Here is a 2527-nt window from a genome sequence, read left to right as displayed (position 1 = left end):
TCTTCCAAAGCCAATTCCGCTCGAACCCGTCGTAGGATCTCCAATTCTCTTTCCAGGAAACGTTCGTCAGCAGGCAGCAAAAGAGCAACCGGTTTTCCATTCAATGTCACCACCACGTCATCCCCGTCATGCAATTGTTTCCACAAAGACCCCGCGCTGGCTCGAAGTTCTCGTACTGTAATAAAGCGCATGATCTCACCACCTGTGATCAGCGTTGCTGTTATTTCATCATATCAAAGAAGGAGTTTCGTCGCCGCAGTCATATTCGTGTCAATTCGCAAACCGGCAGTCGAAGGACGTGGACCCGTCGAAGTACGCGTAACGCCCGTCTCCCTGTATCGACGAAAAATTATGCTGAAAAGTGTCGAACAATCAGATATACTGAAGGCGCACAGGACAAGGCTCTTGCCAGGGGCGGTTCCTCCCATCCCTCATTCCTGGGAGAAGGGAGGTGAGGTTGCGATGAGCGTTTTCGAAGCACTCATGATAGCGATCAATTTGGCCGTGCTCGTTGTCGCGATCATCAACACCAACAGAAAAGACCGCCCCTGAGCCAAAGGATCGCGGTCTTTTCGCGTTCTAGGAGCCGCCCCTTGTGAGGGCTCCTGTGCGGCCATCGGTGTGAGCAGCACCGATGGTTTTATTTTATGCATTTTTATAGTAGCACGAAACATTGCCGTCCGCAATATGTCATCTCATGGACCGAGCCCGTTCACGTAGCAGGGGGACTGACCGTGTCCTGTTTTGACTGCCCTTATCCCGGAGTCGTCAGCCACCTCATGATACTTAGTTTGCATCAGAACAAGCAATCCTCGAGCCGATCAGTGCCTGAAGCCCGACCAATTTTCCGAAGAGCGCTTTCTACAATTGTTTGTGATATGTACCGCGGATTGTTGTGGTGCATGGCAAGAATGATTTGTTTCGCACCATCAGGTATTAATGCGCGGAATTCAACCAATAGACAGATAACTTCTACGCCCCACAGTACCTCAACTGCCTCCCGGTCACAAACCTTACGCAATGCGATGTCATTGGTAATGCAGCGATAGCCATGCTCTTTCGCAATTAGCAGGCACAGATGATCCTGAAACGAAAGTTGCCCTCTTTTACTTGAAGCCCGGATGACTTGCTCCAAGGAGGCTCAAAGACATGAACGCCGAATTGCAAAATATCCGACTCGAGCAACGAGTTGACCTCTGCCAATATTGGACTCGGGTGGACGAAATCAAACCAAGGATCGATACATCCACGCTCGTATAATCGATCAACACATTCGCATCAGCAACCAGCCCAAGACCTACTTTACCCATGACGCCACCCGGTCACGCATGCTTTCCAGGTCGAGCCTTGCTCCCCGACTCAACGTAATCTCACTGCGTTCCAGTGCCAGCCGCACCAGCCGAGACAGTCGGTCCTCAACAAAAGCGTATGGGGACAACGAATCCGGCTCCCTGGACCGCAACATCTCGGGGCACCCTGCTTGGAATTCTTCCGGGAGCAAAGGATTCGGTTCGTCGATAGGGGTTAAGGATTTCCCGGTTCGTCGCTTGTATTGCCCGTAGAACATACCCCAGACCGAGTCGCCCAAATCGGTTTCAGTCGCGAGCCGGTAAAGAACGGTTTTGTAGCTCACCTGAAAAATCTTTTTCACTTTTAGAACCCTATCGACAAACGGCAGGCCATAGGTTTCCGACCACTCTGACTCAAAGGCTTCCCGGGGCATCAGAAAATGGCTGGCAAACAGGTTCGCCTCGTCCTCCTGGGCCTTTACCTCGGACTCCTCCTCCACACGGTACGCAGTGAATCCTCCCCCCACTGAAGTGAGAGGCATCCATCCATAGGCACGGGAGAAGCCTCGGCATCCGGCAGCGGGGCTGCCGCCCAGGCTTTCCTGACCCCTTAGGCTGGACGGGTTCCTGGATTCCCGGACACCAACCGGGAACGTCGTCCCGGCGGCGACCCCTCCCTTTCGGGAGTCGCAGGCTTTCGCAACATGGTTAGGCGTTTTTCTGTCGCAATCGCTTTTCTTCCCGGATGAACCAAGTCATGCCGATGTTGATGGCCGCATTCACGTGGCTGTTGTGAACGGTGCCGCAGTTCCTGCACGCCAAGATGTTGCCGGCTCTTGAAGTATCCAGCGAGCCGCACAGCGAACACCGGGTGCTGGTGTCCTTCGGAGAGATAAGAGCAACCAAAATTCCCCGTGCTTTTGCTTTGTACGCAGTGTACTTCATGACTCTCCGGTGCAGCCAGTAACAGACCCTCCGCCGCATCCTCGCCGAACCGTGCCTGTTTTTGTCCGGCCTGGAATGCTTCAAGTTCTCGAACACAATGACCCGTGCGCCCCACTCCACAGCAAGGTCGACCAGGCGTTTGCTCAGGTGGTGGGCGTAATTGTCGTTTGCCGCATCAACCTTCCGCCAGAGCTTCCTGCAGGGCCGGTGACCCTCCGGGACGATTCCAAGGCCGCTCACGTTCCGGGCAATGAGCCCCAGCAGGTGGTGGACATCCGTCGTGTTACACGCCG

At 54.2% G+C, this 2527-nt stretch carries 4 protein-coding genes; 1 reads left to right on the top strand and 3 read right to left on the bottom strand.

Going from position 1 to position 2527, the window contains the following annotated elements; genetic code table 11:
• Positions 1-191: type II toxin-antitoxin system Phd/YefM family antitoxin (locus K6T64_RS16685; protein ID WP_288011350.1), on the bottom strand; the 191-nt coding region annotated here is incomplete at its 3' end.
• Positions 192-462: 271 nt separating this feature from the next.
• Here K6T64_RS16685 and K6T64_RS16680 point away from each other — a divergent pair.
• Complete coding sequence (locus K6T64_RS16680; protein ID WP_288011347.1) at positions 463-552, top strand: putative holin-like toxin; 90 nt, start codon at positions 463-465, stop codon at positions 550-552.
• A gap of 745 nt (positions 553-1297) precedes the next feature.
• Here the strand turns inward: K6T64_RS16680 and K6T64_RS16675 are convergent.
• Both K6T64_RS16675 and K6T64_RS16670 read right to left on the bottom strand, forming a co-directional pair.
• Complete coding sequence (locus tag K6T64_RS16675) at positions 1298-1789, bottom strand: ImmA/IrrE family metallo-endopeptidase (protein WP_288011344.1); 492 nt, start codon at positions 1787-1789, stop codon at positions 1298-1300.
• A 208-nt stretch (positions 1790-1997) separates the two neighbouring features.
• Positions 1998-2527: transposase (locus K6T64_RS16670; RefSeq protein WP_288011341.1), on the bottom strand; the 530-nt coding region annotated here is incomplete at its 5' end.

The sequence above is a fragment of the Kyrpidia sp. genome, assembly GCF_023512215.1.
Lineage (GTDB): Bacteria > Bacillota > Bacilli > Kyrpidiales > Kyrpidiaceae > Kyrpidia > Kyrpidia spormannii.
Note: the sequence above shows the minus strand (reverse complement) of the source record. Positions and strands in the feature narration are given on the sequence as shown.